The sequence below is a fragment of the Lentzea sp. JNUCC 0626 genome, from assembly GCF_043632865.1.
Taxonomy (GTDB): domain Bacteria; phylum Actinomycetota; class Actinomycetes; order Mycobacteriales; family Pseudonocardiaceae; genus Lentzea.
The window spans coordinates 1,019,301-1,041,397 of the sequence record NZ_CP171635.1 but is presented as its reverse complement, the minus strand read 5'-3'; the positions used below and the strand labels follow the sequence as shown (position 1 = coordinate 1,041,397).

Annotated in this window: 24 protein-coding genes; 12 read left to right on the top strand and 12 right to left on the bottom strand. The window is 69.2% G+C overall.

The features are described 5' to 3' along the window. Positions 1-10: 10 nt before the first annotated feature. Both JNUCC0626_RS04745 and JNUCC0626_RS04740 read right to left on the bottom strand, forming a co-directional pair. On the bottom strand, positions 11-754 hold the full coding sequence (locus tag JNUCC0626_RS04745; RefSeq protein ID WP_382438778.1) for an SDR family oxidoreductase: 744 nt from the start codon (positions 752-754) through the stop codon (positions 11-13). Next, positions 751-1,821: an acyl-CoA dehydrogenase family protein gene (locus JNUCC0626_RS04740; protein WP_394618412.1), complete on the bottom strand. Its 1,071-nt coding sequence runs from the start codon at positions 1,819-1,821 to the stop codon at positions 751-753. Before JNUCC0626_RS04740 ends, JNUCC0626_RS04745 begins: the two co-directional genes overlap by 4 nt. On the opposite strand from JNUCC0626_RS04740, the gene JNUCC0626_RS04735 reads away from it, so the two are divergent. Genes JNUCC0626_RS04735 through JNUCC0626_RS04710 form a run of 6 tightly spaced genes read left to right on the top strand, consistent with a single transcriptional unit; the run spans position 1,820 to position 7,599 of the window. After that, a complete protein-coding gene (locus JNUCC0626_RS04735) occupies positions 1,820-3,340 on the top strand; it encodes a FadD3 family acyl-CoA ligase (RefSeq protein WP_394618411.1) in 1,521 nt (506 codons plus the stop codon). The two genes, JNUCC0626_RS04740 and JNUCC0626_RS04735, sit on opposite strands and share 2 nt — an antisense overlap. Continuing rightward, positions 3,337-4,167: an enoyl-CoA hydratase gene (locus JNUCC0626_RS04730; protein ID WP_394618410.1), complete on the top strand. Its 831-nt coding sequence runs from the start codon at positions 3,337-3,339 to the stop codon at positions 4,165-4,167. The genes JNUCC0626_RS04735 and JNUCC0626_RS04730 overlap by 4 nt, the downstream gene beginning before the upstream one ends. Next, complete coding sequence (locus JNUCC0626_RS04725; protein ID WP_394618409.1) at positions 4,167-5,258, top strand: acyl-CoA dehydrogenase family protein; 1,092 nt, start codon at positions 4,167-4,169, stop codon at positions 5,256-5,258. The genes JNUCC0626_RS04730 and JNUCC0626_RS04725 overlap by 1 nt, the downstream gene beginning before the upstream one ends. Beyond that, on the top strand, positions 5,255-6,070 hold the full coding sequence (locus JNUCC0626_RS04720) for an acyl-CoA dehydrogenase family protein (RefSeq protein WP_394618408.1): 816 nt from the start codon (positions 5,255-5,257) through the stop codon (positions 6,068-6,070). The genes JNUCC0626_RS04725 and JNUCC0626_RS04720 overlap by 4 nt, the downstream gene beginning before the upstream one ends. Continuing rightward, the gene (locus tag JNUCC0626_RS04715) at positions 6,067-7,023 is read left to right on the top strand and encodes an acyl-CoA dehydrogenase family protein (RefSeq protein ID WP_394618407.1); all 957 of its coding nucleotides are present in this window, start codon (positions 6,067-6,069) and stop codon (positions 7,021-7,023) included. The genes JNUCC0626_RS04720 and JNUCC0626_RS04715 overlap by 4 nt, the downstream gene beginning before the upstream one ends. A 3-nt stretch (positions 7,024-7,026) precedes the next feature. Then, entirely contained in the window at positions 7,027-7,599 is a 573-nt protein-coding gene (locus tag JNUCC0626_RS04710; RefSeq protein ID WP_394618406.1) for a hypothetical protein, read from the top strand. Here JNUCC0626_RS04710 and JNUCC0626_RS04705 read toward each other — a convergent pair. Further along, positions 7,570-7,980 (bottom strand): helix-turn-helix domain-containing protein, encoded by a 411-nt coding sequence (locus tag JNUCC0626_RS04705; protein WP_394618405.1) that lies wholly within the window; start codon positions 7,978-7,980, stop codon positions 7,570-7,572. The two genes, JNUCC0626_RS04710 and JNUCC0626_RS04705, sit on opposite strands and share 30 nt — an antisense overlap. A 42-nt stretch (positions 7,981-8,022) precedes the next feature. Here JNUCC0626_RS04705 and JNUCC0626_RS04700 point away from each other — a divergent pair, with 42 nt between their 5' ends. Next, positions 8,023-8,826, top strand: a complete 804-nt coding sequence (locus tag JNUCC0626_RS04700; RefSeq protein WP_394618404.1) for a class I SAM-dependent methyltransferase — start codon at positions 8,023-8,025, stop codon at positions 8,824-8,826. Here the strand turns inward: JNUCC0626_RS04700 and hsaB are convergent. Genes hsaB through JNUCC0626_RS04660 form a run of 8 tightly spaced genes read right to left on the bottom strand, consistent with a single transcriptional unit; the run spans position 8,812 to position 16,323 of the window. Beyond that, positions 8,812-9,384 (bottom strand): 3-hydroxy-9,10-secoandrosta-1,3,5(10)-triene-9,17-dione monooxygenase reductase subunit, encoded by a 573-nt coding sequence (hsaB, locus tag JNUCC0626_RS04695; RefSeq protein ID WP_394618403.1) that lies wholly within the window; start codon positions 9,382-9,384, stop codon positions 8,812-8,814. The two genes, JNUCC0626_RS04700 and hsaB, sit on opposite strands and share 15 nt — an antisense overlap. Next, positions 9,348-10,250 (bottom strand): iron-dependent extradiol dioxygenase HsaC, encoded by a 903-nt coding sequence (gene hsaC, locus JNUCC0626_RS04690; RefSeq protein WP_394618402.1) that lies wholly within the window; start codon positions 10,248-10,250, stop codon positions 9,348-9,350. The genes hsaB and hsaC overlap by 37 nt, the downstream gene beginning before the upstream one ends. Continuing rightward, positions 10,250-11,059 (bottom strand): 4,5:9,10-diseco-3-hydroxy-5,9,17-trioxoandrosta-1(10),2-diene-4-oate hydrolase, encoded by an 810-nt coding sequence (gene hsaD / locus JNUCC0626_RS04685; protein ID WP_394618401.1) that lies wholly within the window; start codon positions 11,057-11,059, stop codon positions 10,250-10,252. Before hsaD ends, hsaC begins: the two co-directional genes overlap by 1 nt. A gap of 11 nt (positions 11,060-11,070) precedes the next feature. After that, positions 11,071-12,237, bottom strand: coding sequence for a 3-hydroxy-9,10-secoandrosta-1,3,5(10)-triene-9,17-dione monooxygenase oxygenase subunit (gene hsaA / locus JNUCC0626_RS04680; RefSeq protein WP_394618400.1), 1,167 nt, complete (start codon positions 12,235-12,237; stop codon positions 11,071-11,073). Continuing rightward, the gene (gene dmpG, locus JNUCC0626_RS04675; protein WP_394618399.1) at positions 12,234-13,247 is read right to left on the bottom strand and encodes a 4-hydroxy-2-oxovalerate aldolase; all 1,014 of its coding nucleotides are present in this window, start codon (positions 13,245-13,247) and stop codon (positions 12,234-12,236) included. Before dmpG ends, hsaA begins: the two co-directional genes overlap by 4 nt. Beyond that, positions 13,210-14,091, bottom strand: a complete 882-nt coding sequence (locus JNUCC0626_RS04670) for an acetaldehyde dehydrogenase (acetylating) (RefSeq protein WP_394618398.1) — start codon at positions 14,089-14,091, stop codon at positions 13,210-13,212. Before JNUCC0626_RS04670 ends, dmpG begins: the two co-directional genes overlap by 38 nt. 10 nt (positions 14,092-14,101) lie before the next feature. Beyond that, positions 14,102-14,872 (bottom strand): 2-keto-4-pentenoate hydratase, encoded by a 771-nt coding sequence (locus JNUCC0626_RS04665; protein WP_394618397.1) that lies wholly within the window; start codon positions 14,870-14,872, stop codon positions 14,102-14,104. Continuing rightward, on the bottom strand, positions 14,866-16,323 hold the full coding sequence (locus JNUCC0626_RS04660; protein ID WP_394618396.1) for an FAD-binding protein: 1,458 nt from the start codon (positions 16,321-16,323) through the stop codon (positions 14,866-14,868). The genes JNUCC0626_RS04665 and JNUCC0626_RS04660 overlap by 7 nt, the downstream gene beginning before the upstream one ends. A gap of 115 nt (positions 16,324-16,438) precedes the next feature. Between JNUCC0626_RS04660 and JNUCC0626_RS04655 the strand changes: the two genes are divergently transcribed. Genes JNUCC0626_RS04655 through JNUCC0626_RS04635 form a run of 5 tightly spaced genes read left to right on the top strand, consistent with a single transcriptional unit; the run spans position 16,439 to position 21,179 of the window. Then, positions 16,439-18,010 carry an FAD-dependent oxidoreductase gene (locus JNUCC0626_RS04655; protein ID WP_394618395.1) on the top strand — a complete coding sequence of 524 codons (1,572 nt, stop codon included), beginning with the start codon at positions 16,439-16,441 and terminating at the stop codon, positions 18,008-18,010. After that, positions 18,007-19,143, top strand: a complete 1,137-nt coding sequence (locus tag JNUCC0626_RS04650; protein WP_394618394.1) for a Rieske 2Fe-2S domain-containing protein — start codon at positions 18,007-18,009, stop codon at positions 19,141-19,143. Before JNUCC0626_RS04655 ends, JNUCC0626_RS04650 begins: the two co-directional genes overlap by 4 nt. Further along, complete coding sequence (locus JNUCC0626_RS04645; RefSeq protein ID WP_394618393.1) at positions 19,140-19,379, top strand: hypothetical protein; 240 nt, start codon at positions 19,140-19,142, stop codon at positions 19,377-19,379. The genes JNUCC0626_RS04650 and JNUCC0626_RS04645 overlap by 4 nt, the downstream gene beginning before the upstream one ends. Beyond that, positions 19,372-20,340, top strand: a complete 969-nt coding sequence (locus JNUCC0626_RS04640) for a 2Fe-2S iron-sulfur cluster-binding protein (RefSeq protein WP_394618392.1) — start codon at positions 19,372-19,374, stop codon at positions 20,338-20,340. Before JNUCC0626_RS04645 ends, JNUCC0626_RS04640 begins: the two co-directional genes overlap by 8 nt. A gap of 11 nt (positions 20,341-20,351) precedes the next feature. After that, on the top strand, positions 20,352-21,179 hold the full coding sequence (locus tag JNUCC0626_RS04635; protein ID WP_394618391.1) for a MaoC/PaaZ C-terminal domain-containing protein: 828 nt from the start codon (positions 20,352-20,354) through the stop codon (positions 21,177-21,179). Here JNUCC0626_RS04635 and JNUCC0626_RS04630 read toward each other — a convergent pair. Next, on the bottom strand, positions 21,166-22,086 hold the full coding sequence (locus JNUCC0626_RS04630) for a hypothetical protein (protein ID WP_394618390.1): 921 nt from the start codon (positions 22,084-22,086) through the stop codon (positions 21,166-21,168). The two genes, JNUCC0626_RS04635 and JNUCC0626_RS04630, sit on opposite strands and share 14 nt — an antisense overlap. Positions 22,087-22,097 lie beyond the last annotated feature (11 nt).

Sequence of the window (22,097 nt, the reverse complement as noted above, 5' to 3'; positions counted from 1 at the left end):
CGGTCCTTCCTCACGGGTGCTGACTGCTCACCGAGACGACCTCACCCGTCAGGTAGGACGAGTAGTCGCTGGCGAGGAACACGATCACATTCGCGACCTCCCAGGGCTCGGCGGCGCGCCCAAAGGCTTCCCGGGACGCCAGCTCCGTCAGCAACTCCTCACTGGTGACCTTGGCCAGGAACGGGTGCGCCGCCAAGCTCGGCGCGACGGCGTTCACCCGGATGCCGTGCTCGGCGACGTCCATCGCGGCGCACCTGGTCAGCGCCATGACGCCCGCTTTCGCTGCGGCGTAATGGGCTTGACCCTTCTGAGCGCGCCAGCCGATCACACTGGAGTTGTTAACGACGACACCGCTTCGCTGGGCGACCATTTGGCGCAACGCGGCCCTGGTGCAGCGGAACGTGCCGTTGAGCGTGACGTCGAGGACCCTGGCCCACTCGTCGTCGGCCATGTCCGTGATCGCCTTCTCACCGCCGAGGCCGGCGTTGTTGACCATCACGTCGATGCGGCCGTGGCGCGCGACGGTCTCGTCGATGAGCCGCTGCACCTGCTCTTCGTTCGTGACGTCGCACGGGATGGCGTGGTCGGTGCCGAGCTTCTCGTGGGTCTCCTTGAGCCTGCGCTCGTGCCAGTCGCTGATGACCACGGTCGCGCCCTCTTCGAGGCAGCGCTGCGCGGTGGCCGAGCCGATGCCGGTGCCCGCCGCAGCCGTGACCACGACGATCTTGTCCTTGAGCAGGTCGTGGCCGGTCATCGGGGCAACCCCAGGATGCGGTGGGCGATGATCTCGCGCTGGATCTCGTCCGAGCCACCGTAGATCGTCTCGGCGCGGCTGAAGAGGAACATCCGCTGCCACTCGTTGTCGTCGATCATCGACTCAGGGCCGAGGGAGTCCATCGCGAGTTCGCCGAGCCTGCGGTGCCAGCCCGCCCAGAAGAGCTTCAGCACGGACGCCTCCGGGCCCGGTTCGTCGTTGAGGGTGCGCATGGTGTGCGAGCGCATGACGTGCAGCTCCATCCACGCCCTGGTGAGGCGTTCGTCTTCGCTGTTCGCCATGATCGCGTCGAGCTGCCGGCGGAAGCCGACCTGGTGGCCGAGCATCGCGGTGCCGCGTTCGAACCCGAGGGTGGCCATCGCGATCTTCCAGCCCTCGCCGGGTTTGCCGACGACGTTGTGCGCTTCGGTGGTGGCGCCGTCGAAGAAGACCTCGTTGAACTCGGACGTGCCGGTGAGCTGGCGAATCGGCCTGACCTCGACGCCGGGCTGGTCCATCGGCACGAGCAGGTACGACAGGCCGTGGTGACGCTGCGAACCCGGTTCGGTGCGGCACAGCACGAAGATCCAGTCCGAGTAGTGCGCGTTGGACGTCCAGATCTTCTGGCCGTCGATCACCCACCGGCCGTCTTCCAGCCGCGCCTTCGTCTGGACGGACGCGAGGTCCGAGCCCGCGCCCGGTTCGGAGTAGCCCTGGCACCACAGCTCGTCGAGGCTGCGGATCCTGGGCAGGAAGCGTTCTTTTTGTTGCTGCGTGCCGAACGCGACGAGTGTCGGGCCGAGCAGACCCTCGCCGACGATGTCGACCTTCGCCGGGGCGTCGGCCTCGGCGTACTCCTCGTGGAAGATCACCTGCTCCTCGACCGTGCGCTCGCCGGGCCAGCCGAGGCACGTCCAGCCGCTGCGCGCGAGGTGCCGGTGCCAGCGCAGCCTGCCCTCGAACGCCTCGTGCTCGCGGCCGGGACCACCCAGGCCGCGCAGCTCAGCGAACTCACCGACGAGGTTGGCGGACAACCATTCCCGCACCTCGCGCCGGAAGGACTCCATGGGCCATACTCTAACCTACCAAGCACTTGCTTTGGAGGGCGTCGTGTCGAACGTTCCAAGCAGGCAAACGGTTTCAGCCGTGCTCGAAGGCGCTGCTGCTTCGTACATCGACGCGGAGGCGTTGGTGGACGGGGAGGTTCGCCTCTCCTTCGCGGAGCTGCGCGCCGCCGTGCTGACGGCCGCGCGGGCGCTCGCCGGGATGGGCGTGCGGCCGGGCGACCGGGTGGCGTTGTGCGCGCCGAACTCGGGTGCCTGGGTGGTGGCGGCGCTCGGGGCGTTGCACGCGGGGGCGGCGCTGGTGCCGATCAACACCCGGTTCACGGCCACCGAGACCCTGGATGTCTTGCGCCGCAGCGCCACACGCGTGCTCGTGGTCGAGGGGTCGTTCCTCGGACGGGACCGCGAGGCCGAACTGCGGGCGTTGTCCGCCGAGCTGCCCGCGGTGGTGCGGTTGCCGTTCGAGTGGGTGGACGTGGACGTCGATCTTCCGGTGCTGGAGCCGGATCAGCTGTGCGACGTCATGTACACGTCCGGCACGACCGGCCGCAGCAAGGGTGCGATGAGTGCGCACCGGCAGTCGTTGGGGGTGGCCGAGGCCTGGGCGGCGTGTGGTGAGCTGACCGCTGCCGACCGCTATCTGATCGTCAACCCCTTCTTCCACACCTTCGGTTACAAGGCGGGGATTCTGGCCTGTCTGCTCAGCGGGGCGACGATCGTGCCGCAGCCGGTGTTCGACGTCGTGGAGACGATGCGGTTGATCGAGCGCGAGCGGATCACCGTGCTGCCGGGGCCGCCGACGATCTTCCAGGCGTTGCTGGACCACCCCGAGCGCTCGTCGTTCGACCTGTCGAGTCTGCGGCTCGCGGTGACGGGGGCGGCGGTCGTGCCGGTGGTGTTGATCGAACGGATGCGCGCCGAGTTGTCGTTGACCGTGCTGACGGCCTACGGGCTGACCGAGGCCGTGGTCGCGACGATGTGCCGTCCGGGTGACTCGCCGGAGACCATCGCGCTGACGTGCGGTGCCCCGATGGCCGGGTTCGAACTGCGGCTCGGGGAACGCGATGAGGTGTTGCTGCGCGGGCCGAACGTGATGCTCGGGTACCTCGACGATCCCGAGGCTACAGCGCTGGCCGTGGACGCCGACGGGTGGCTGCACACCGGGGACGTCGGGTCGATCGACTCGCGCGGCTACCTGTCGATCACCGACCGGCTCAAGGACATGTACATCTGCGGCGGGTTCAACGTGTACCCGGCCGAGATCGAGCAGGCGCTGGCCCGGTTGCCCGGGGTCGCCGAGGTGGCGGTCGTGGGGATGGCCGACGCACGGCTCGGCGAGGTGGGGCTCGCGTTCGTCGTGACCGCGCCGGGTGCCTCGCTGGACGCCTCGGAGGTGATCTCGTTCTGCCGGGAGCGGCTCGCGAACTACAAGGTGCCGCGCGCGGTCGAGTTCGTGCCCGCGCTCCCCCGCAACGCCATGGGCAAGGTCCTCAAAACCCGACTGCGCAAGGAGAACGCGTGACTGTCACGTACGAACGGCGGGACGCGGTCGCCGTCGTGACCCTGAACCGCCCCGAGTACCGCAACGCGCAGAACTCGGCGATGACCTACGCGCTGGACGAGGCGTTCACCCGCGCGGTGGACGACGACGAGGTGAAGGTGATCGTCCTGGCGGGCGCCGGCGATCACTTCTCGGCGGGCCACGACATCGGCTCGCCCGGCCGTGACGTCGACCAGTCGTTCGAGCGCAAGGCCGTGATGTGGTGGGACCACGTCGGCCGCGAGGGCGGTGACCTCCGGTTCGCCCGCGAGATGGAGGTCTACCTCGGCATGTGCCGCCGGTGGCGGGAGATCCCGAAGCCGACGATCGCGATGGTGCAGGGCGCGTGCGTCGCCGGTGGCCTGATGCTCGCCTGGATCTGCGACCTGATCGTCGCCGCCGAGGACGCGTTCTTCGCCGATCCGGTGGTGCGCATGGGAATCCCGGGCGTCGAGTACTTCGCACACCCGTGGGTCCTCGGCCCGCGCGCCGCCAAGGAGGTGCTCTTCACCGGCGACCGCTTCTCGGCCCAGCGCGCCTACGAGTGGGGCATGGTGTCGCGGGTCGTGCCCAGCGATGCGTTGGAGTCCACGACTTTCGAGCTCGCCGGGCGGATCTCGGCGATGCCCCGGTTCGGGCTGGCGCTCGCCAAGAAGGCGGTGAACCAGTCCGAAGACCTGATGGGCCTGCGGGCCGGCATGGACTCGGTCTTCGGCCTGCACCACTTCGCGCACGCGCACAACGCCGAGGTCAGCTCCGACGCGCTGGCCGGGATGGACGCCCGCGCGATGAAGAAGGCTTCCAGCTGATGGACCTCGACCTGGATCCTGCTACTGCCGACTTCCAGTCCGAGGTGCGCTCGTGGCTCGCCGCGAACGTTCCTTCACTGTCCTCCATGGACACTGCTGAGGGCTTTGCCGAGCACCGCGCGTGGGAACGTCAGCTCGCGGACGCCCGCCTCTCGGTCGTCTCGTGGCCCCGCTCGTACGGCGGCCGTGAGGCGTCTTTGTTGCAGTGGCTGGTGTTCGAGGAGGAGTACCACGCCGCCGGTGCGCCCGGCCGTGTCTCCCAGAACGGCATCTTCCTGCTGGCACCCACCTTGTTCGGCTTCGGGACTCCTGACCAGTGCGACCGGATCCTGCCCGCGATGGCGCGCGGCGAGGAGGTGTGGGCGCAGGCCTGGTCCGAACCGGAGGCGGGCTCCGACCTGGCGTCGTTGCGCAGCACCGCGACCCGCTGCGACGGCGGCTGGCTGCTGAACGGCTCGAAGACCTGGAGCTCCCGCGCGGCCTTCGCCGACCGCGCGTTCGGCCTGTTCCGCACGGGCCCCGGCGAACGCCACCGAGGTCTGACCTACCTGCTCTTCGACCTGCGTGCGGACGGCGTGACCGTCCGCCCCATCAACCAGCTCGACGGCGAACCGGGCTTCGCCGAGATCTTCCTGGACGACGTCTTCGTGCCGGACCACGACGTGGTCGGCGAGGTCGGCGACGGCTGGCGCGTGGCCATGAGCACCGCGGGCAACGAACGCGGCCTCACCCTGCGCTCCCCCGGCCGTTTCACGGCAGCGGCCTCCCGTCTGGTCGAGCTGTACCGCAAGAACCCCGACCCGGCGTTGCGCGACCGCGTGGTCGACGCGTGGATAGGCGCCCAGGCCTACCGCCTGCACACATTCGGCGCGTTGGCGGCGCCGCTGAGCGGACCGGCCGCGAGCGTGACGAAGGTGTTCTGGTCCGAACTCGACGTGGCACTCCACGAGACGGCGCTCGACCTGCTCGGCGAGGTCGCGCCGGGCTGGCGGGACGGGTGGCTGTTCTCGCTGTCCGGCCCGATCTACGCCGGCACGAACGAGATCCAGCGCAACGTGATCGCCGAACGACTCCTGGGGCTGCCGCGATGATGTTCACGCTGTCACCGGAGCAGACGGACCTCGCGGCCGTGCTGCACGGGTTCCTGGGGTCGGGGAAGACCGACCTCGCCTCGCTGGGGATGGACGAGGTGACCGACCCGGTCGACCTGGTGGTGCTGTTCGAGGAGATCGGGCACCACGCGCTGGCGGGTCCGTGGATCGAGACGCTGGCGGTGGTGCCGAGGCTGCTCGGCAGGGCAGAGCCTGGAACCTGGTCCGTGGCCTTCCCTCCTCTCCTCCCCCACGCTGTCCGGGCCGACCGCTACCTCCTCGCCGACGGCGACACCCTCCACGAAGCGTCTCTCGTTGCCGAGCTGGACTCCGTCGACCCGACCCGCCACCTGGTCGAACTCTCCCCCGGCCCGGTGATCGCCACCGGTGTCCCCACCGCGCAGGCGTTCGACCTGGGCGTCCTCACCTGCTCGGCCCAGCTCCTCGGCCTGGGCCGGGCGATGCTCGAGATGACCACCGAGTACGTCAAGGCACGGCACCAGTTCGGCAAGCCGATCGGCCAGTTCCAGGCGGTCAAGCACCACCTCGCGAACGTCCTCATCGGACTCGAACTCGCCCGCCCCCTGGTCTGCGGCGCCGCCGTCACCCTCACCACCCGGGACGTGTCGGCCGCCAAGGTCGCCACCTCCGACGCCGCCTGGCAGGCCGCCCGCACCGCACTGCAGGTACACGGCGCGATCGGCTACACCGCCGAGCACGAGCTCGGCCGGTTCCTCCTGCAGACCCGAGCCCTGCGCACGGCGTGGGGCAGTCCGTCGTTGCACCGAGCCCGCGTGCTGGAGGCGTTGTGACCCCCGAACAACAGGCGCTCAGGGACGCGGTCCGCGGCTTGCTCGCCAAGCACTCGGACGTCCGCGCCGCCATCGAGACCCCGCACGGCTACGACAAGGACGTGTGGGCACGCCTCACCGACATGGGCGTACTACCGATCCCCGAGGAGCACGGCGGTTCCGGGGCCACAGCCCAGGACACCCACGTGGTGCTCGAAGAACTCGGCCGCACGCTCACGCCGTCACCGTTGCTGGCCACGACCATCGCCACCCACGCGCTGCTCAGCGTCAAGCACGACGAGTTGCTGCGCAGAATCGCCAACGGCGCCATCGCCACCCTCGCCTGGCCGTGGGACGGCACCCAGATCACCGGCACCAGCCACCTGACCGGCACCTTCAAGTACGTCCTCGACGGCGACCACGCCGAGATCCTCGTGGTCAGCGACGGGCAACACCTCTACGAGGTCAGCGGCGTCACCCCCGAGCACACCCCGACGATGGACCAGACCCGCCGTCTGGCCACCGTCCACCTCGACCACGCCCCCGCGACACGACTCGGCCCGTGGGACCCCACGATCCAGACAGCGGCGATCGCCGCCCTGGCCGCGGAACAGGTCGGCACGGCGGCCAAAGCCCTCGAACTCACCGTCGAGTACACCAAGACACGGGTGCAGTTCGGCAAGCCGATCGGGTCGTTCCAGGCGCTGAAGCACCGCATGGCCGACATGCACGTGCTGGTGGAGACGGCGCGGTCGGCCGCGGGAGCCGTCACCGACGAGGTGTCGGCTGCCGTGGCCAAGGTCTACTGCTCGGAGGCGTTGTTCAAGGTCGCGAGCGAGATGGTGCAGCTGCACGGCGGGATCGCGATCACGTGGGAGCACGACGCGCACCTGTACTTCAAGCGGGCGCACGGCAGTGGGCAGCTGTTCGGCAGCCCGGCCGTGCACCTCGAGAGGGTGCGGACCAAGATCTGAGTCGTGGACGTGCAGACCTACCGAACCGTCACCGACCTGTGCGTGCGGTTCGCGGGGCGACTACCGGACGACGCCCTGCGTTCGGTGCGCGAGGACTACTTCGGCGGCGAGCCCGCGCTGGCCGAGGCCACGTTGTTGCTGACCCTCGGGTACGAGGACATCGGCATCACGCGGGAGGAACACGACCTCATCCGGTCCATCTCGGACGATCCGGACCTGGCTCGCGTCCGGATCGTCGACCGAGTCCCTCCGCTCGCCTACCGGTTCAGCCCAAGCGCACCCGCCGACGCTCCCGATCCGAGCCGAGCGGACCGAGTGCTGGCTGACGAGTCAGCCCGGTACGGCGGCCGAGTCCTCAGGCGCGCATGGCGAGAACCGCTCGTGGGAGCACTCGACGAAGCGAAGTGGGTCTACGTCCTGGAGGTGGACACCGCCGACGTGCTCGGCGCGTTCGCGGGCCTGTCCGCCCGGCTCTGGGTCACCGCACGCGAGAAGTGGCCGGTGGAGGTGGTCAACGACGCCCGCTCGCCCTACCAGGCCGCCGCCTCACTCGGCCCGCGCATCTGGGTTGCCTGACGCCAGCACGCGGCGGAACGACGGGCACTCCATGTGCGTGGGCGCCGGGCACGCCGCCGCGTGCCGCAGGTCGTCCCTCATCAGCGCGAGCTTCCGGATCGTGGCGTCCAGCTCGTCGGCCTTGGCGGCGAGCATCTCGCGATTCGGTGACGGGCGGCCGTCCGGCGAGAACATCAGCGTGATCTCGTCCAGCGAGAACCCCGCCGTGCGGCAGACGGCGATCAACGCCAGTTGCTCCAGCACCGCCGGGGTGAAGATCCGGGTGAGGCCCTGGCGGCGCACGGACGCGATCAGCCCACGCTCCTCGTAGTACCGCAACGTCGAAGCCGGCACCCCGGACCTCCGGACCACTTCCCCGATGCCGATCTCACCAGAGTCCACGACACTTGACCTCAAGCCGACTTGAAGTAGGACGGTACGAGCATGACATCTGACGTGAACCGAGCCCAGGCCGACTGGTGGAACGCGGCGGGCCAGGGCTGGGCCAACGCCCAGGAGATCGTGGACCTGGTCCTTCGCCCGTACCAGGACCTGATCGTGGAAACGGCGACCGAACACCCCCGCCACCACGTCCTGGACGTGGGCTGCGGCACGGGCGCCGTGACGCGGGCCCTCATCGACGCCACCGGAGCCAGGTGCCTGGGCGTGGACATCGCCGAGTCCATGCTCACCGCCGCCAAGGCCCACGACACGGGCGAGTTCGTTCTGGCCGACGCACAAACACACGAGTTCGACCAGAGCTTCGACCTGATCGTCAGCCGCTTCGGCGTCATGTTCTTCGACGACCCGGCCGCCGCCTTCCGCAACCTCCGCCACGCCGCCACCGGCGACCTGTGCTTCGTGACATGGCGCGCGGCAGACGAGAACCCGTTCATGAGCACGGCCTCGAGGGCGGCGGCCCCGTACTTCCCGGACGCCCCGCCACCAGACCCGGACGGCCCGGGCCCGCACGCCTTCGCGGACCCGGACAAGACCCGGAACATCCTGAAAACCGCAGGCTGGACCGACGTCGAACTGGACCCGGTCGACCGCGTCTGCACCATGCCGGAGTCGCTGCTGACCCCGTATCTGAGCAACCTGGGCCCCATCGCCCGAGCCCTCAGGGAGTCGAAAACCCCAGACCGGATCCTCGAAGAGGTCCGCGGCGAGTTCGACGAGTTCGTGCACAACGACGAAGTCCGGATTCCGGGCGCGGTCTGGCGGGTCACCGCGTCAGCTCCACTCTGACTGGCGCTGCCACGTCAGCAGGTTGTCCAGCACCTCACCCGACCACCCGCGCGGATCCAGTTCGGCGTGCGAGGCGTAGCGGCCGCGGTAGAACAGCAGCGGCTGCGCCTCGCGCACCGGCCCCAACTCCACCACGGCACCGACGACCATCACGTGGTCGCCGGCGTCGTGCACGACCGACACCTCGCAGTCGACCCACGTCAGCGCCCCGTCCAGCACTGGAGCACCCGTCGCGGACGGCGACCAAGAAACGCCGGCGAACTTGTCAGCACCCGCCCGACCGAACACGGAAGAGATCTCCCGCTGGTCCTCGGCCAGCACGTTCACGCAGAACGCCCCGGACGACGCCATCGCCGTCCAGCTCCGCGAAGTCCGTTGTGGACAGAAGACGACCAGCGGCGGATCCAGGGACAGCGCCGCGAACGCCTGGCAGGCGAACCCGACAGGGCCGTCCGGGGACATGCCGGTCACCACGGTCACTCCGGTGCAGAAATGACCGAGCACCGAACGGTAGCGGGCCGCTACTTCTGGAACCCCACGCTGAAGTCGTGTCCCCACAGGCTCACCGCCGTGCTTTCCCGTGCGATCCAGTCCTCATCGGACACCTGCCGTCCCTCGCAGCCGAACTCGACGTCGAACCCGCCGGGCGTCTTCATGTAGAACGACAGCATCAGGTCGTTGACGTGCCGCCCCAAAGTCGCCGACATCGGCACCTTGCGCCGCAACGCCCGGTCGAGCGTGAGGCCCACGTCGTCGGTGTTCTCCACCTCGACCATCAGGTGCACGATGCCGCTCGGCGTCGGCATCGGCAGGAACGCGAGGCTGTGGTGCCGCGGGTTGCAGCCGAAGAACCGCAGCCACGCGGGAGGCCCGTCCTCGGGACGCCCGACGAACTGCGGAGGCAGCCGCATCGAGTCGCGCAACCGGAACCCGAGCACGTCGCGGTAGAAGTGCAGCGCGGCCTCGTCGTCCGAAGTGGACAGCACGACGTGCCCGAGCCCCTGCTCCTCCGTCACGAACCGGTGCCCGTACGGTGAGACAACACGCCGATGCTCCAACGCCGCGCCGTGGAACACCTCCAAGACGTTCCCGGACGGGTCCTCGAACCGGATCAGCCCGGTCACGCGCCTCTCGGCGAGGTCCGAAGCCGACCCCTCGACGTACGAAACCCCGGCCGAGGCCAGCCGTTTCGCGACCTCCTCCAGCTCGGCCTCGGTCGCCGCCTCCCACCCGGAAGCCTGCAACCGGTCCGCTGACCCAGGCACGATCACCAAGCGAGCCGGAAAGTCGTCCATCCGCAGGTACAGGGCACCGGGCGTGGAACCCTTGCCCTCCACCATGCCGAGGACCTTCAACGCGAACTCCCGCCACCGATCCATGTCGGTGGCCTCGATCCGGAGATAACCCAAGGACCGGATGCCCATCACGCCTCCGTCAGGAAATCGAGGGCGAGCCTGTTGAACTCGTCGAACTTCTCGAGCTGAGCCCAGTGCCCGCACCCGCCGAACACGTGCAGCTGCACGCGTGGGATCAGCTTCGTCGCGAGCAACGCGCCGTCGAGCGGGTTGACCCGGTCCTCCCGGCCCCACACCAGCAACACCCGCTGCCGCAACCGATACGCCTCACGCCAGAGCATGCCCTGCTCGAAGTCGGGGCCGGAGAACGACTTGCCCAGAGCGGCCATCGCCCGCAACGACTCCGGCTGGCGGGCCGCCTCGAACCGTTCGTCGATCAGCTCCTCGGTGATCAGCGACTGGTCGAACACCATGATCCGCAGGAACTCCTCGATCTTCTCCCGCGTGGGCGTCCGGGCGAACGCGCTGAGCTTGCGCACTCCCTCGGTCGGATCGGGCGCGAAGACGTTCAACGACAACCCGCCCGGCCCCATCAGCACCAGCCGACCGGCCCGCTTCCCGTGATCGAGAGCGAACCGGACCGCTGTCCCACCACCCAGCGAATTGCCCAGGATGTGCGCCCGCTCGACGCCGAGATCATCGAGGAGATCCTTCAGGGCACGGGAAGCGAAGGTGAAGTACTGGTCGTGCTCGGCCGGCTTCTCCGACGCCCCGTAGCCCGGCATGTCGACCGCCAGCACCCGGAACGACTTCGCGAACACCGGGATGTTCGCGCGGAAGTTCGAGAGAGCCGACGCGCCCGGCCCGCCGCCGTGCAGCATGACCAGCGTCTCGGCGTTGTCGGCACCGGCTTCGTGGTAGTGCAACCGCACGCTCATCAAACGCCCCCTCAGAACAGCCCGTCGCGGACCTGGATGCCGAGCTCGTTCTTGCCGTACAGCACGAGCACGCGCTCCGGGTCGTTGCCCGCGTGCACCCGTGCGGCGTGCGCGTCGCGCCAGAAGCGGGGCAACGGCAGGCCCGCGTTGATCGCCTTGCCGCCCGCGCTCTCGAAGAGGAGGTCGATCGCGCCGAGCGCGCGGCCACTGCCGAGCACCTGGTCGCGCCGGGCCCGCAGGCGCAGGTCAAGAGGGATCTTCGTACCGGCGACGGCGTGCTCCCACTCCTCGTTGATGTCCTTCTCCAGCGTCCACCACGCAACGTCGATGTCCGCCGCCGCGTTCGCGATCCTGACCTGCGCGAACGGGTCCTCCACCGACTTCTCGCCCAGGTATGCGGCCCGCACGCGCTCACGAGTCGCGTTGACGTGCAGGGCGTACGCACCGGTCGCCATGCCGATGATCGGCGCGGTCACGGCGTACGGGTGGATCGTCCCGTACGGCATGCGGAACAACGGCCCGGGGTTGACCTCCTGGCCAGGACAAACACAACGCGCCGTGTGCGACATGCTCAACGCCCGGTAGTCCGGCACGAACACGTCGTTCACGACGATGTCGTTGCTGCCCGTGCCGCGCAGACCGACGGTGTCCCACACGTCGTTGATCGTGTAGTCGGAGATCGGCAGCAGGAACGTGCGGAAGTCGATCGGCTTGCCCTCGTCGTTCATCACGAGGCCGCCGAGCAGCACCCACGTCGCGTGGTCGCAGCCCGACGAGAAGCTCCACTTGCCGCTGAACCGGAACCCGCCCTCGACCGCCGTCGCCCGACCCGTTGGCGCGTAGGAAGAAGAGATCCGGGTGTCCTGGTCCTCGCCGAACACCTCGTCCTGCGCCCGCACGTCGAACAGCCCGACGTGCCAAGGGTGCACGCCCAGCACGGACGCCACCCAGCCGGTCGATCCGCAGGCGCTGCCGATCAGGCGGACGGCGGTGTAGAAGTCGAGCGGGTGCGACTCGAAGCCGCCGTACCGCGCGGGTTGCAGCATCCGGAAGAAGCCGGTCTCCTGCAACGCCTTCACCGACTCCGGCGGCACGCGACGCAGCTCTTCCGCCTCGGCCGCGCGGTCGGCCAGTGCGGGCAGCAGCTCGCGCACCTTGCCGAGGATTTCCTCGCTCATCGGACTTTCTCCCTGCTCAGCTCCAGTGCGATGTCGATCAGCTGGTCCTCCTGCCCGCCGACGAGCTTGCGCTCCCCGGCCCGGACGAGGATCTGCGCGCCGGACACGCCATAGCGTTTCGCCTGCGTGTAGGCGTGTTTGAGGAAGCTGGAGTAGACGCCCGCGTACCCCATCATCAGCGCCATCCGGTCGAGCAGACACTCTTCGGGCATGACGGGCCGCACGACGTCCTCGGCCGCGTCCACGATCTTGAAGAAGTCGACGCCGGTCTCGAACCCGAGCTTGTCGCACACCCCGACGAACGCCTCCAGCGGCGTGTTTCCCGCTCCAGCACCGAATCCGCGCACGCTGCCGTCGATCTGCACCGCCCCGGCGCGGGCCGCGGCAACGGAGTTCGCGACGCTCAACCCCAGGTTCTCGTGCCCGTGGAACCCGACCTGGGCGTCGTCCCCGAGTTCGGCGACCAGAGCCGACACCCGGTCCGAAACCTGTTCCAGCACCAGCGCTCCGGCCGAGTCGACCACGTAGACGCACTGGCACCCGGCGTCCGCCATGATCCGCGCCTGCTTCGCAAGCGCTTCCGGCGGCTGCGAGTGCGCCATCATCAGGAACCCGACGGTCTGCAGTCCGCGTTCGCGCGCCAGCTGGAAGTGCTGCACGGACACGTCGGCCTCGGTGCAGTGCGTGGCGATCCGGACGATCGAGGCGCCGTTGTCCTGCGACACCAGGATGTCGTCCTTGACCCCGACGCCCGGCAGCATCAAGACCGCGATCTTGGCCTGCTGAGCCGTCTCCACCGCGACCTTGATCAGCTCCTGCTCGGGCGTGTGGCTGAAGCCGTAGTTGAACGACGACCCGCCCAGCCCGTCGCCGTGCGTCACCTCGATCACCGGAACCCCGGCACCGTCCAGTGCCGCCACGATCGAGCGCACGTCCTCGGCCGTGAACTGGTGGCGCTTGTGGTGCGAGCCGTCACGCAGTGACGTGTCGGTCAACCGAAGCTGCTGCACGGGCGATCTCCTCCCCCACCTTGGTCGCGGCGGCCGTCATGATGTCGAGATTTCCCGCGTACTCGGGGAGGAAGTCACCGGCGCCCGCGACCTCCACGAAGATCGCCACGCGGCCCGCGTCGTACTGCGGTTCGCGCAGCAGCCGGAATCCCGGGACGTACGAACGGATGTCGGTCTCCATGCGCGCGATCGAGTCCGTGATCGGATCCGGATCGGCGTCCTCGGGGATCGCGCAGAAGATCGTGTCGCGCATGATCATCGGCGGGTCTGCCGGGTTCAGCACGATGATCGCCTTGCCCCGCTCGGCACCCCCGATCGCCTCGATGCCGCGGCTGGTCGTGCGGGTGAACTCGTCGATGTTCGCGCGCGTCCCCGGCCCGGCGGACACCGACGCGACGCTCGCGACGATCTCCGCGTACGACACCGGCACGACCCGGGACACGGCGTGCACCATGGGAATCGTGGCCTGGCCGCCGCACGTGATCAGGTTGATGTTGGGGGCGTCCGCGTGCTCGCCGAGGTTCACCGGCGGCACGACGTACGGGCCGACCGCCGCCGGGGTCAGGTCGATCGCCCGGATGCCCGCCTCGGCGTAGCGCGGGGCGTTGGCCCGGTGCACCGCCGCCGACGTCGCCTCGAAGACGATGTCCGGCAGTTCGTCCTGACGCAGCAACCACTCCGCGCCCTCGACCGAGACCTCGAGCCCCAGATCGGCGGCGCGCTTGAGTCCCTCGCTGGCCGGATCGATGCCGATCATCCAGCGGGGTTCCAGCGCGTCCGAGCGCAGGAGCTTGTAGAGCAGGTCGGTGCCGATGTTGCCGGAGCCGACGATGGCCGCCTTCACCCAGTCACCCCTATTCGAACTTCAGGTCAACAGAGCCGAGTCCGGCGAACTCGGCGTGGAACTCATCACCAGGCCTGGCGTCGATGGCCCGCGTGCACGAGCCGGGCAGCACGATGTCGCCCGCGAGCAACCGGACACCGAAGCTCGCGACCTTCTGCGCCAGCCACGCGACGGCGATCGCCGGATCGCCCAGCACGGCGTCACCGCGTCCTTCCGCGACCAGCTCACCGTTGCGCAGCAAGGTGGCCTGCACCGCGCCGATGTCCAGTTCGGACGGACGGACGCGTTCGGAGCCGAGCATGAACCCGGCCGACGACGCGTTGTCCGCGATGGTGTCCTGCAACCCGATCCGCCAGTTCTCGATCCGGCTGTCGATCAACTCGATGGCCGGGGCGACGAACTCGGTCGCCTCCAGCACGTCCTCGACCGTGCAGCCCTCGCCGGGCAGGTCGCGGGCCAGCAGGAACGCGATCTCCACCTCGACGCGCGGGTACAGGTACGCCGACGCGTCCGCGGTGCCGGCGAGCTGCATGTCGTCGAGCAGGTGGCCGTAGTCGGGTTCGTCCACGCCCATCATCTGCTGCATCGCCAACGACGACAGGCCGACCTTGTGGCCGACCACGTCCCGGTTGCGGTGCCGGATGTTGAGCAGCTGGATCTCGTACGCGTCGACCACGTCGATCTCGGGATACAGCTCCACCAACGGTTTGATGGGCACGCGGTCGCGTTCGGCCGCGCGCAGCAGCTCGGCAGCCGCCTCCTGGTTCTGCGACGTCAGCACCTGGCCTCCTTCACGACGTGGTGTCCGGCGCGGCGGCCCGAGAAGACGCAGTCGGCGAGCGCCAACCCGCTGACGTAGGACTCCGAGCAGATCCCGACCGCGGACCGTCCGGCCGCGTACAGGCCCGCGACCCCCTGCACCTGACCGGTGTCCTCGTCCACGACGAGTCCGCCGAGCGTGAGCATCGGGCACGGGTAGCCGAACCCGGCGCGCACCGACACGTTGATCAACGAGTAGGGCGGCTTCCCGAACGGCTCGGGCACCGCGATTCCGGCCTTCGCGGCCACTTCCTCGATCGTCGGCGCGCTCACGAGGCCACGTCCGAGCAGGTAGCGGACCTGCCAGCGCTGGAACGGCGCGGTCTGCGTCTTCACCTGGGCCCGCGCGAGGTGCAGGATCTCGTCGTCGATCAGCAGCCACGCCTTGCCGCCGCGTTCGACGATCGCCGTCCCGTTGGCCGCGCCGTACAACCGGGCGTCCCCGAACCGTTGCCCCTCCGCGTCGACCAGTACCCCGCGCTGCAACGCGCTGGGCGGCGTGACGAACCTCCACACCGAGATCTTGTCCATCCGCGCGGTCTTCCCACCGGCGGCGACGCCGAGCCTGATCCCACCGCCGTCGTCACCGGGCGTCCCGAGCGAAAGTCCGCCGCGATACGCGGGCGCGTGTTCGTGCACCAGCGCCCGATCAGCGATGAAACCGCCGGCCGCGATGACCACGCCCTGCCCAGCGGTGATCACCAACGGCCGGCTGAACCGTTCGAGCCATGCGGCCAGCCCGAACAGCTTGCGTCCCAACGGCGGGTAGTAGAGCCACGGCTTCGCACCCGCACGGGACAAAACTCGGTGCAAGAGGCGCGGTACCCCGGTCAGCGTCCGGCAGCGCACGCCCGTGACCCGGCCGTCGACCTGGACGAGCTCCACGACCCGGGTCTGCGGCATGATCCGCACGCCCGCGCGGCGCGTCGCCTCGGCCAGCCGAGCGAAGAACTCGCGCCCAGAAGTGCCTTTCGCCCTGGTCCTGTGCCCGCGCGGCGCCGGATCGGGCCAGGCGTCCTCGCTGCCGGACAGGTACAGGTAGTGGTCGTCGGTCGGGTACGAGGTCTTGAACGGCGACACACGCGCGTCGAACGGCACGCCCTGGTCCTCCAGCCAGGCCAGCATCTTCGCGCTGTCCTCGCAGAACCTCCGCAACGTCTCGGGGGACACCGCGTCCTGGACCTCGTGTCGCAGGTAGGAGTACATCGCGTCCACGGAGTCGGGCACGCCGGCCTCGTTCTGCTGCCGCGTCCCGCCACCCGCGTAGACGACACCGCCGGACAACGCGGTCGCGCCACCGCCCGCGAACCGGTCCAGCACCACCACGGACGCACCGGCCGCCGCGGCTTCGAGGGCGGCGCACGCGCCGGCCGCACCGAAGCCGATGACGACCACGTCAGCGGTGACTTCCACGCAACCCTCCAGAAACAGGTTCTTGGTGGATCGACTTGCCTGGAACTCCTACACCATAGCGCCAAACCGCCTCAGAACTATAACCTGTTCTAGTCTGAGCTTCCGGGGAGGTGCGATGTACGACGTGATCGTCGTCGGCAGCGGCGCGGCGGGTATGACAGCCGCGCTCTGCACCGCTCGACACGGCCTGAAGACCCTGATCATCGAGAAGGCCGCGCACTTCGGCGGCTCGACAGCGCGGTCCGGCGGCGGCATCTGGGTGCCGGGCAACGCCGTGGTCGCGGGCAACGGCGTGCCCGACTCGGCCGACCGCGCCAGCACCTATCTCGCGCACATCGCGCCCGAGACGCCGGCCGACCTGCGCGAGGCGTTCCTGCGCGGCGGGCCGGACATGCTGGCCTTCATCACCGAGCACACGCCGTTGAAGTTCCGCTGGGTGCGCGAGTACTCCGACTACTACCCGGAGGCGCCGGGCGGGCAGCCGCGCGGCCGTTCGGTCGAGCCGTTGCCGTTCAACGTCTCGCTGCTCGGCGAGGAGGTCAAGAACCTCGAACCGCCGTACGTGCCGACGCCCGCGGGCATCGTGATCACCCAGACCGACTACAAGTGGCTGACGCTGATCGGCCGCCACCCGCGCGGCATCGTCACCGCCGCCAAGGTGTTCGCGCGCCGGTTCCTGCCAGGCCGCCGCCTCACCATGGGCCAGGCGCTCTCGGCAGGCCTGCGAGCCGGTCTGCAGAAGCTGGACGTCGAGATCAGGCTCAACACCGCGATGACCGACCTGCACTTCGAGAACGGCAAGGTCGCGGGCGTTCTCACCGGCGACAAGCTGATCACCGCGAAGCACGTCGTGCTGGCGGCCGGCGGGTTCGAGCACAACGAGCAGATGCGCAAGCAGCACCAGAACATCGGTACGGAGTGGACGGTCGGCGCGAAGGCCAACACCGGCGACGGCATCGAGGCAGGTCAACGCGCCGGCGCGGCCGTCGGGCTGATGGACGACGCCTGGTGGGGCCCGTCGGTGCCGCTGCCGCGCGGGCCGTTCTTCCTGCTCGCTGAACGGTCGCTGCCCGGCTGCGTGCTGGTCGACAAGACCGGACGCCGGTTCGTCAACGAGGCCGCGCCCTACATCGACGTCGTCAACGCGATGACCGGCGACACCTGGCTCGTCTTCGACCACTCCTACCGCAGCCGCTACCCGTTCTGCGGCATCCCGCCGCGGCGGCCGCTCCCCCGGCGCTGGAAGGAGTCCGTGCTGACCGCGCCGAGCCTCGCGGAACTCGCGCAGCAGGCCGATCTGCCGGAACTGACCGAGACCGTCCGGCGCTTCAACACTCTCGCGGTGGACGGCCGGGACGAAGACTTCCGGCGCGGCGACAGCGCCTACGACCGCTACTACGGCGATCCGCGCAACAAGCCCAACCCCAACCTCGCGCCGCTGACCACCGGCCCGTTCTACGCGGTCAGGATCGTGCCTGGTGACCTCGGCACCAAGGGCGGCCTGCGCACCGACACCCGTGCCCGCGTGCTGCGCGAGGACGACTCGGTGATCGAGGGCCTGTACGCGGCGGGCAACACCAGCGCGTCCGTGATGGGCCACACCTACGCGGGCGCGGGCGCCACCCTCGGACCGGCGATGACGTTCGGATACCTCGCCGGCCTCGACATCTCTGGAGGAGAGCGATGACGCAGGACGGTGTGCGGACGATCGACGCGGGCGCCCCTCCGGCGAGGTTCGCGCGCGGCTGGCACTGCCTCGGCCTCGCCAGCGCGTTCCGCGACGGCAAACCCCACCCGGTGGAGGCGTTCGGCACGAAGCTGGTGGTGTTCGCCTCCGAGGACGGCAAGATCAACGTCCTGGACGGGTACTGCCGGCACATGGGCGGCGACCTCACCCAGGGCACGATCAAGGGCAACAACATCGCCTGCCCGTTCCACGACTGGCGCTGGGCGGGCAACGGCAAGTGCGTCGACATCCCTTACGCCAAGCGGGTTCCGCTGCGGGCGCGCACCCGGTCGTGGATCACGCTGGAAGAGAACAAGCAGCTCTTCGTGTGGAACGACCCGCAGGGCAACCCGCCGCCGGAGCACGTGACGATCCCGCGCATCGACGCGGCGTTCTCGAACGAGTGGAGCAACTGGACCTGGGACTCGGTCGTGATCGACAACGCGAACTGCCGCGAGATCATCGACAACGTCGTCGACATGGCCCACTTCTTCTACATCCACTTCGCGTTCCCGACGTACTTCAAGAACGTGATGGAGGGCCACGTCGCCGCGCAGTACCTGACCACGCGCGGCCGTCCGGACGTGGCGATGGGCTCGAACTACACCGGTGACGTCGAGGTGCGGTCCGAGGCGGCGTACTACGGGCCGTCGTACATGATCGACTACCTGTGGAACGACTACAAGGGTCTTGAGATCGAGACGGTGCTGATCAACTGCCACTACCCGATCTCACCGACGTCGTTCCGGCTCCAGTGGGGCGCGATCGTCAAGAAGCTGCCCGGGGTGGACGACGTCCACGCCGACAAGATCGCGGCGAAGTTCGCCCGCGGCATCGGCGTCGGGTTCCTGCAGGACGTGGAGATCTGGCAGAACAAGTCGCGCATCGACAACCCGTTGCTGTGCGAGGAGGACGGCCCGGTCTATCAGTTGCGGCGCTGGTACGAGCAGTTCTACGTCGACGTCGAGGACGTGTCCGACGACATGACGCGGCGCTTCGAGTTCGAGGTCGACACCAGCCGGGCCATCGAGGTCTGGGAGAAGGAGGTCGCCGAGAACCTCGCCAAGCAGCAACCGCAGGAGCAGGCGACGTGAGCGAGCGCGACGAGTTCCTGGTGGGCGGCATGGTTCCCGTGGGGTGCGACTGCGGGAACCGGGTGCTGGTGAAGAAGAACAGCCCGCAGCACACGTCGGTGCAGTGGCTGTCCGACACCGCGACCTGCGTGGAGCTGTGCGGGGCGCGGTCCGCGCTGGTGCCGACGTGCCTGCGGTTGCGCGACAGCATCGAGAAGGCCGTGCGCGAGGGGACGCTGGAGGTCGCCGATGGCTGAGGTGCACCGGCTCCGGGTCGACGCCGTGATCGAGGAGACCGCCGACGCGCGCTCGTTCGTGCTGTCCGGGGCGTCGTTCCCGGTGAAGCCAGGGCAGTTCCTGACCGTGCGGGCCGGCGAGGTGGCGCGCTGCTACTCGTTGTCGAGCGCGCCCGGCGAGCCGTTGAAGATCACCGTGAAGCGGACGCCGGACGGGTACGGGTCGGTGTGGATGTGCTCTTCGCTGCTGGAGGGCATGGAACTCGACGTGCTGGCGCCGGCCGGGGTGTTCACGCCTGCGTCACTGGACGGCTCGGTGGTCGCGTTCGCGGCCGGGAGCGGGATCACGCCGGTCATGTCGATCATCCGGTCGGTGCTGTTGCAGGGGTCGGGGCGGGTTTTTCTCTTCTACGCCAACCGGGACGAAGCCTCGGTGATCTTCGCTCGCGAGTTGGATCAGCTTGCTCGTGCGCACCCGGAGCGGCTCACGGTCGTGCACTGGTTGGAGTCGGTGCAAGGACTGCCCTCGGTGGCTGGACTGCGAGCGTTTGCGCGGACCTGCGACGAGGCTTTTGTTTGTGGGCCCGGGCCGTTCATGGAGGCCGCGCGCAAGGCGTTGCACGACGTTGCGGTGGTGCACGTCGAGAAGTTCGTGTCGTTGTCGAGTGATCCGTTCTCGGCCGAGGTCGTGGCGGTCGACGACCGGCCCGACGCGGTGGTCGAGGTGTCGCTGGACGGCGAGGAGCACCGGTTTCCGTGGCCAGCGCGGACGAAGCTGCTGGACCTGTTGCTGGAGAAGGGACTCGACGCGCCCTACTCGTGCCGGGAGGGTGCGTGCAGCGCGTGCGCGTGCCGGTTGGTCGAGGGCGAGGTCAAGATGCTCAACAACGACGTGCTCGACTCCGAGGACATCGCCGAGGGCATCGTGCTGGCGTGCCAGTCGGTTCCGGTCACCGACAACGTGAAGATCACCTACGAGTGAGGGGCGCCTGAATGCCGATCGATCCCGCCGTCGCCGTCGGGGCGGAGTTGCCCGAGGTCAAGTTCTCCTGGTCCGAGTCCGACGTGCTGCTGTACCACCTGGCGTTGGGCGCCACCGAACTCCGGTACGTGTATGAGCAGGGGTTGCGGGTCTTGCCGACGTTCGGGGTGGTGGCGCCGCGGTTCCACGAGACGGCCGCTCCGGTCGTGTCGTTTCCGGGCGTCGACATCGATCTCGCTCGGGTGCTGCACGGGACGCAGGAGATCACGGTGCATTACCCGTTGCCTGTTTCGGGTGAGGCCGTGTTGCGGACGCGGATCTCGGACGTGTGGGACAAGGGCAAGGCCGCGGTGATCGTGCAGGAGGCGACGGCGTTCACCGCTGACGGCACCGCGTTGTTCACGACCCGGTCGAGCATCTTCGCCCGTGGCGAGGGCGGGTTCGGGGGCGAGCGCGGGCCGTCGGGCAAGGTCGAGGTGCCTTCGCGCGCACCGGACTTCGTGATCGAGACGCCCACTTTGCCGCAGCAGGCATATTTGTACCGGTTGTGCGGCGACCGGAACCCGCTGCACGCCGATCCTGAGTTCGCGGTGCGGGCCGGGTTCGACGCACCGATCCTGCACGGGCTGTGCACGTACGGGGTGGTGTGCAAGGCGGTGATCGACGCCGTGCTGGACGGACCGGAGCAGGTGCGGTCGTTCGGGGCGAAGTTCGCCGGCGTGGTGTTCCCCGGCGAGACGCTGACCACGCGGGTGTGGCGGGACGGCGGGCAGCTGGTGCTGACGACGTTCGCGGGAGACCGTCCCGTGCTCGCGGACGCGGTGCTCACCACGGCATGACGACTTCGGCGCCTTCGTCCCAGCGCCAGCCCGGAAGCTGGACGCCGCCGATCCACCGGTCGACGCCGACGTGGTCCCTCCTGCCCGCGAGCACCTGCGCCCCTGCGTCGGTCAGGCTCAGGCGGGTGTGGCAGGTGATCCTGCCGTCCGAGGCGGTGAGCAGCGGGACGGGCGCGAGCGCGAGCCGTTCCATCATCAGGTAGCACCACGTGTCGCCGAGGTAGGGGCGTGTTTCCCTGGCAGCGGCGCGGACGAACGCCGTGCCCGCGTCGGTGGCCCCGCTCGCGACGGCGGCCAGCACACGTCGTTCGGTGAGCGACAGCCCGTCCCTGGTCGACGGGTACTCACGGCCCAGCCGGTCGAACGCCTCGCCGAGGAACCTCAGTTCGCCACTGCGGCGGGCGGCGATTTCCGCGAGGCGATCGGGGGCGGGCGCCCTGAAGGCCGCCCAGGCGTCGACGGCCAGTTCCAGCGCGTCCGAGGTCAGCACCGCTGATGCTTTCGTTGCGGGCAGCTCCCGCAGCTGGTCCGCCGTCAGCTCACCGAGCCCGCCGAACCGGGCGATGCCGGGGTACTCGCCGATGCAGATCAGTGTGATGCGCTCCGGCTCGACGCCCAGGCCGGCCAGGCGGTCGAGGATCTGGATGATCTGCAACTGGTCGTACAGGTCGGCTTCGAACCACAGCACGTACTCGCCGTCCCTGGCCGCCTCCAGGACCCGGTCGCGTTCGGCGAGAAGGGCGAGATCCTCGGTCAGGAAGCGGGCCCTGATCCCGCGCAGTTCCTCAGGCCCCACCTCGGGCACGGGGCCTTCGTGCAGCGAGTCACGCCAGTACAGGACCTGCTGGGCGAGCCCGGTACCCGGCACGTCGGTGCTGTCGCCGTTGCTCACGTGCAACGCGGTCATGGTCGGTCAGT